Origin of the sequence: Streptomyces sp. NPDC059037, from assembly GCF_042740015.1 — a bacterium.
GTDB lineage: Bacteria > Actinomycetota > Actinomycetes > Streptomycetales > Streptomycetaceae > Streptomyces.
This window is the reverse complement of the sequence record NZ_JBHYIG010000365.1, coordinates 1-6,368: the sequence shown is the minus strand read 5'-3', so window position 1 is coordinate 6,368 and position 6,368 is coordinate 1. Positions and strand designations below refer to the sequence as shown.

Here is a 6,368-nt window from a genome sequence, read left to right as displayed (position 1 = left end):
ACCTCTCTCGCGCGCCCGCCGGCGGGCCGGGGGGGGGGGGGGGGGGCGGGGGGGGGGGGGGGGGGGGCCCCCCCCCCCCCCCCCCCCCGGCGGTCAGGCGGCGTAACCCTTCGGCGGGATCAAGGTGGCGAGCTGATCGAAGGAGAGCCAGTAGATCTGGTTGCCGCCGAAGGAGGCGGGGTCGGCGATGAGGACGGTGCGGTTCGCGTCGTCGTAGCCGATGACCGTGAAGTAGTGGTAGATCGTCTGGTCCGGCGGGTAGCCGGGCGGCTGGTTGCCGGGCGGGGCGACGATGTTGGCCACCAGCGGGTAGTTGTTGTCGATGTCCAGGACGATGTCGTTCCACAGCAGGTCCTTCTGGGCCTGCGTGGGCGGGTCGTCCGGCATCTCCTTGGTCTCGTACCAGCCGGTGCCGAGGTTGGCGTTGAGCACGCCCGTCACCTGGCTGATGTGGTCGGTGCCGGCCTCGGTGGTGCCGAGCTGCGCGGCAAGGTCGCCCTGGCTCGGCGGGGCGACGCGTGCGGAGAGCGCTATGCGGGTGGCGGCGGGGCCGCACCAGTAGCCGGTCTCCTGGACCTGGTAGTCGATCGGGAGAGTGTGCGCGCTCGCGGTGTCGACGCCGCCGACGCTCAGGCGGGTGCCGGGCTCGTTGCGTCCGCTGACGACCGCGGTCCCGGCCTTCGAGCCGTGCTGGAGCACCGACACGGCGTTGGGGTGTGCGGGTTCCGCGTGCGCCGCGGCGGGGGTGACGAGGGCTCCGACCGCGGCAACGGCGATCGCCGAGGCGACAAGTCTCTTGCGCATACGGGCTCCTGGGGTGAGGGGTGGAGGGACTGACGCCCGCGGGTCACGGGATCGGCGGGACCGACGGGCCTTCCTGGGCGAGCAGGTCGCGGGCGAACTGCTCCCACTGCGCATAGCGGTCGGGGAAGGCCGAGACCTGGACGGCCTGGCAGACGTCGCCGGGCGGCATCGTCTGCCAGCCGTCGATCTGGATCAGTCCCGGATTGCTGCCGAAGGGCGCCACTCCGTAGAAGGACTTGGACGAGGTGGGTACGTCGGTGATCTGCTCGGGAGTGCCCCAGCCGGTGCTGGGGCGCTGCTGGAAGATGCCCAGGGAGTCGTGGTCCACCGGCGTGAGGTAGTTGACGAACTTCGACTCCTGCATCGCGGTCATCAGCGCGATGACCTGGCCCTGTTCGGGGATTCCGGCGCCCTTGCCGACACCGATGACGGTGCGCGCGTTGGCGAGTTCCTCCGGGCCGAGGTCGGCCGCGGTCCGGAAGGTCCGCAGCAGTTCGGCATCGGATGCGCGGTGCAGGGCTCTGGCGGTCGCGCCGTCGACCACACCGGTACGGGGCAGCCCGTGCCGCTCCTGGAACGACTTCAGGCCGTGCCCGGAGGATTCCGCCGCGGCCGCGCGGGGCACGGCGGCCTGGGCTGGGCCGGGCAGGACGGACAGGGTGCCGGCGAGGGCGAGGCCGAGTGAGGCGGCCGCGGCCGCGGTTCGGGTGAGGGTGGGCGTGTGGATGCGGGTTCGGGTGCAGGTTCGGGCGCGGGTGCGGGTGCGGGTGCGGGTGCGGGGAGTACGCATCGCCACTCCTTCATCGGATCGTCGATGCGTCCCCCGCCCGTGCGCGGGCACCCTCGCGGCCCGCGCCGCCCCGGCGGCGCGGCAACACGCCGCGCAGGGCGCTCTGTCGGGACATCACGCGGTGGGGGACGCGTGTGCAGCAACCCGGCAAGGGTCCTGGCATGCTCACGCCATCCGCAAGGAGTGAAAGCTGAGGCTTACGACCCGCCGCGCTCGCAACTGCGCACCAGCGCGCGCCCTTCCGCGGTCGCGACGTGGAACGACCGTCCGGCCCTGCGCACCGTGGTCACCAGACCCGCCCCGCGCAGCACCTTCATGTGCTGGCTGATGGCGGGGTGGGTGACCGCCAGGAGGCGGGCGAGCTCGACCGTGGAGGAGCCGGTGCGGACCGCTTTGAGTACGGCGGCTCGGGTGTGCCCGATCAGCGCTCCCAGAGCGTCGTCCTCCCTGCGGTCGGGTCGCGCGGGGCGGGTCCAGTCCATCGCGTGGTCGATGGGGTACACGAGGACGGGCGGCAGTTCGCCGTCGGCGAGCGTGACGGGCGTGGGCCAGCAGAAGAACGAGGGCTGGAGGGTGAGACCGCGGCCGTCCAGGCGCAGCTGATGGTCCACGGGGTAGTCGACCTCCAACACCGGTGGTTTCCAGCGGAGTTGGGGGCCGAGACCGGCGAGCAGGCCGTCGGTGCCGCCGTCGAGGAGACTGTGCAGACGCAAGATGCGGTCGGCGTCGATATGGGCATGGATGCGCGGCCAGAAGGGCGCGAGCGCCTCCAGGTGGTACGTGTGGAGGGCCTCCCCCAGTCTCCGCAGGGCCTCGCCGTCTCCTCCGGCCAACGACTCCGTCCAGCCCGGGAGTCGACGCGATGCGGCCACCCGCGTCAGATCGGTGCGCAGCCGCGGCCGGGGTGTGCGCACCAAGGTGTCGACCGCCGCCTGGAGGGTGGCGCAGTCGCCGTGGGTGGGGGTGAGGAAGTCCGGCGAGTTGCCGTACGGCGGCAGCAGGGGCGGCAGCAGCCGGCAGCTGCCCGAGAGACGCGGCCCCGCCCACCGGCGCCATGCGCCGAACACCCGTGATCCATCACGTCGTTGGAGGGTTTGTACGCTGTTGCTGATCTCCCAGAGGTAGTCGGGCCCCGAGGCGACCCGCACCCGCGCAAGGTCCTCGGTGGTGAAGTACACCCGCAGCATGCCCGCCCCTCCCCCCTGCACCCGTACCCGCTGCCGCCCGGCTACTTCGGCGCGTCGAAACTCCACACGGCGCCGAGCCCCGGGCCGACGACGAGGGCCGACCGGCCGATCCGCTCCTCGTGCCGGTACGCCACGGGCCCGTTGAGCGCGAACGTGACCTGCCGCAGGCCCGCTTGGTCGCGCGGCGCGGCGTCGAGCCGGACGGTGACGCCGCCCCGCGTCGCGACGGCGCCGTCGCCCACCTCTCGGACGGCGAACCCGCCGGCGCGCAGCAGCGGCACCGTGTTGGCCACGTCGCGTGCGGATGCGGCGAGGCGGACCGAGGTGACGTCGCGCATCTCGTGGTCGCGGTAGTCGTCGGGCAGATAGCGCTCGCGGCCCACGTCACCCGGGTAGTCGGGCGGTTCGGTCTTGCTGCGCGGGTCGGCGAAGTACTCCGGCCGGTACTCCATCCCCCAGGCACCGAAGGAGTCGTAACGGTCCGTGGTGAGCACGGCGTCGTACCACGGCACCGGGACGCCGTCGCCGAAGTCACGGGTCTGCTGGAACTCGACCGGCTCGGTCACCCCCAGGTCCCGCAGCCGCTCGATGACCTTCGCCCCGTCACCCGCCCGCTCGGTCGATACGCCCATCCCCGCGGAACCGAAGGCGCCGTCCTGGCCCGGCAGATCACCGACGCCGAACAGTTCGAGGTAGGTCTCGCGGCCCATCAGATAGCGCCCGGTCCAGGTCTGTCCGTCGGAGCCGGTGGTGGTGCGGACCTGGAAGTCGGCGAACTCCCGCAGATAGGCGGAGTGTTCGATGGCGTCCGCGGTCTCCCGGTCGAGCACTCCGTAGGCGTGATTGAAGAAGAGCAACTGCCGCCCCTGGGACGGCCTGCCCTCCTCGGCCCGCGCCGTGCTCGTGCCGACCCCGACGGTCCCGACGAGGGCGGCGGCGACGGCCACGGCGAGGACCATGACGGTCCGCAGCATGCGGTGAAGGAGCATGCGCTGGAGGGGCGTGCGCTGAAGGGGCATGCGGGCGATCGTAGGGCGGACGCGGTCCCGGTCGCCGTCGATTCGAAAGAGGCGTCGCAAAACTGACGCCTGCCGGTCACCTTGCCCCAGTGGAGGGCCTCGGGAGCGGCCCGCGCGGGCAGTTACCGTTGCCCATCATGCGATTGAGCACAGATCGACTTCGAACCCTTGGAGAGCCCGTGACCGCCACCGCCCCTGCCCCGCTGACCGGCCCCGTCGTCATCGTCGGCGCGGGCATCACGGGAGCCACCGCCGCGCTCACACTGCGCGCCGAAGGGTACGCGGGCGAGCTCACTCTGGTCGGCGACGAACCCGAACTCCCCTACCGCAGACCGCCGTTGTCCAAGGAGGTCCTCTCCGGGGCGCTGCCGCCCGCCCGTACGCTGCTGCGTCCCGCGGACAGCTGGGCGGAGCAGCGCGTCGACGTGCGCACCGGCACCGCGGTCACCGAGGTGGGCGTGGCCGAGCGGACCGTGCTCCTCGCCGACGGAACGGTCCTCCCCTACGAGCGGCTGCTGCTCGCCACGGGCGGCCGCCCCCGCCGCCTTCCGGGAACCGACGGCCTGCCCGGCGTCCACCGACTGCGCAGCCTCGCCGACGCCGACGCGCTGCGCGGCACGCTGTCCGCGGGCGGCAGGGTGCTGGTGGTCGGGGCCGGTCTCATCGGTCTCGAGGTCGCGGCCACCGCCCGCGGGCTCGGCTGTGACGTGACGGTCGTCGAGTCAGAGCCGCAGCCGCTCGGCCGCGTGCTGCCCGGTGCGGTCGCCGATGCGGTCGCCCGCCTGCACCGGTCCGAGGGCGTGGAGATCCGCACCGGCGTGCGGCTCGAGCGCTTCGAGCGGCGGGACGGGCGTGTCGTCGCCACCGACGACGCGGGCGGCACGCTGACGGCGGACACGGTCGTCGTCGCCGTCGGCATGGTCCCCGAGACGGCGCTTGCCGAGCGCGCGGGACTGAAGGTCGACGACGGCATCGTCGTCGACGCCCACGGCCGGACATCGGCGCCCGATGTCCACGCGGCCGGGGACGTGGCCCGCGGCCCGTACGGGCCGGAGGGTCAACTGTGCCGGTTCGAGCACTGGTTCCATGCCCAGGAGCAGGGCGCCGCGGTCGCCCGCAGCCTGCTCGGCTCGCCCGATCCGTACGCGCCGAAGCCGTGGTTCTGGACCCAGCAGTACGGCAACAACCTCCAGGTCGCGGGGGCGCCGCAGGACGCCGACACGCTGGAGGTCGACGGGGACCCCACGGCACCCGGACGTCTCGACTTCGCGGTGCGGGCGTACCGCGACGGGGGCCGGCTCGTCGGCGTGGTGTGCGCGAACCGGCCCAAGGTGTTCCACGGGCTGCGCGCGGAGCTGGACGCGGCCCGGTGAACCGTCGGGTCCCCGGCTTCGCCGCTAGGGGCGTGCGAGGGCCGAGGCCAGCTCGTCCAGGTGCCGGGAGACCGGACCGCAGCTGATCAATCCGCTGCCGGCGCCCGCCAGTTCGGCGGACGCCGGCTCCAGCCGCGTACGGGCGCGGCGCATCACCGCGTGGTCGCCCACGAGGACGGCGGCCCGTGCCACGACGCACCAGAGCGCCTCGAACAGCAGGTCGCGCGGCGGTGCGGGGATGTCCCGGAGCGCGGCACGGGCGCCCGCATCGTCGCCACGGGACGCGAGCAGGAGGGGACGCACCCAGGGTTCGTAGGGGCCCCAGTCGAGCTCCCGGTCCATCGCGGCGATCCGGTCCATCGCGCCGGTCCGGTCCATCGCGCCGATCCGGGACGTCGCGTCGATTCGGGACGTCTCGTCGTGGCGGACGTAGAGACTCAGCCGGGCCAGCGGCAGAAGACCGTGCCGCAGCCCCGGCATCCCCGCGCCCTCCAGGGTCGCGGCGGCCGCTTCGTACGCTGACTCCGCCGTCGGAAGGGGCGCTGTCAGGGACGTGCGCAGCGCCCGGTACCACGTCGTGAAGACGGCGACGAGGGGCAGTTCGTGCCGCTGGGACAGCCGGTCCGCCGCCTCCGCGTGCCGGTCGGCCCCGGCGAAGTCGGCGAGCGCGGAGCGCGCCTGCAGCCGGATGAGGTGGCCGAGCACCTCGTAGGTCACGAGGTTGTTCTGTTCGGACAGGGACACCAACTCGGCGCCGATCGCATCGCGCCGTGCGGCGAGGCCCGCCCGCTGGAACGTCTGCATGAACACGCCGTTCAACGCGAAGGCAAGCAGGGACGCGTCGCCCAGGTCCCGTGCGATCCGCTCCGACTGCCGTGCGGCCTGAAGGGCGCGCGCGTGGGTGCCCGACGCGCTCTGCTCGCCGGGGAGCGTGCCGCGGGACTCGACGGCGACCGTGGCGAGCAGCCGTCCGCGTACCGCGTCGTGCCGTTCGGCAGGAAGCTGCCGCAAGGTGCGTTCGGCGGCGCCCACCAGCCATGCGGCCTGTTCGGGATCGTCCGACCGCGTCCAGATCGCGGGCACGTCGTAGATGCCGATGACGCGCGCCGTCAGTTCCGGGTCGCCCAGTTGCTCCGCGGCGGCCACGGCCGCGACCCGGTGGCGCCGGGCGGCGCTCACTCCCCCGCCGCCCGTG

General features: G+C 73.4%; 5 protein-coding genes and 1 pseudogene. 1 reads left to right on the top strand and 5 read right to left on the bottom strand.

The window, feature by feature from the left end; all coding sequences use genetic code 11:
* Nucleotides 1-93: 93 nt before the first annotated feature.
* From ACFWY6_RS41870 to ACFWY6_RS41855, 4 genes are all read right to left on the bottom strand, one after another.
* Nucleotides 94-804: a C39 family peptidase gene (locus ACFWY6_RS41870; RefSeq protein WP_384702069.1), complete on the bottom strand. Its 711-nt coding sequence runs from the start codon at nt 802-804 to the stop codon at nt 94-96.
* Nucleotides 805-847: 43 nt separating this feature from the next.
* Entirely contained in the window at nt 848-1,594 is a 747-nt protein-coding gene (locus ACFWY6_RS41865; protein ID WP_384702066.1) for a peptidoglycan-binding domain-containing protein, read from the bottom strand.
* A gap of 197 nt (nt 1,595-1,791) precedes the next feature.
* Nucleotides 1,792-2,781, bottom strand: coding sequence for an ArsR/SmtB family transcription factor (locus ACFWY6_RS41860; RefSeq protein WP_384702063.1), 990 nt, complete (start codon nt 2,779-2,781; stop codon nt 1,792-1,794).
* A 41-nt stretch (nt 2,782-2,822) separates the two neighbouring features.
* Nucleotides 2,823-3,740 (bottom strand): DUF5829 family protein, encoded by a 918-nt coding sequence (locus ACFWY6_RS41855; protein ID WP_384702077.1) that lies wholly within the window; start codon nt 3,738-3,740, stop codon nt 2,823-2,825.
* Between the two features lie 239 nt (nt 3,741-3,979).
* Here ACFWY6_RS41855 and ACFWY6_RS41850 point away from each other — a divergent pair, with 239 nt between their 5' ends.
* Nucleotides 3,980-5,173 (top strand): NAD(P)/FAD-dependent oxidoreductase, encoded by a 1,194-nt coding sequence (locus tag ACFWY6_RS41850; protein ID WP_384702060.1) that lies wholly within the window; start codon nt 3,980-3,982, stop codon nt 5,171-5,173.
* A gap of 24 nt (nt 5,174-5,197) precedes the next feature.
* Here the strand turns inward: ACFWY6_RS41850 and ACFWY6_RS41845 are convergent.
* A pseudogene (locus ACFWY6_RS41845) lies at nt 5,198-6,368 on the bottom strand (SARP family transcriptional regulator); the annotation flags it as partial.

Excerpts from the sequence above, each read along its gene's own strand:
- ACFWY6_RS41870 (WP_384702069.1), bottom strand. The coding sequence starts at position 804 with ATGCGCAAGAGACTTGTCGCCTCGGCGATCGCCGTTGCCGCGGTCGGA.
- ACFWY6_RS41865 (WP_384702066.1), bottom strand. The coding sequence starts at position 1,594 with ATGCGTACTCCCCGCACCCGCACCCGCACCCGCACCCGCGCCCGAACC.
- ACFWY6_RS41860 (WP_384702063.1), bottom strand. The coding sequence starts at position 2,781 with ATGCTGCGGGTGTACTTCACCACCGAGGACCTTGCGCGGGTGCGGGTC.
- ACFWY6_RS41855 (WP_384702077.1), bottom strand. The coding sequence starts at position 3,740 with ATGGTCCTCGCCGTGGCCGTCGCCGCCGCCCTCGTCGGGACCGTCGGG.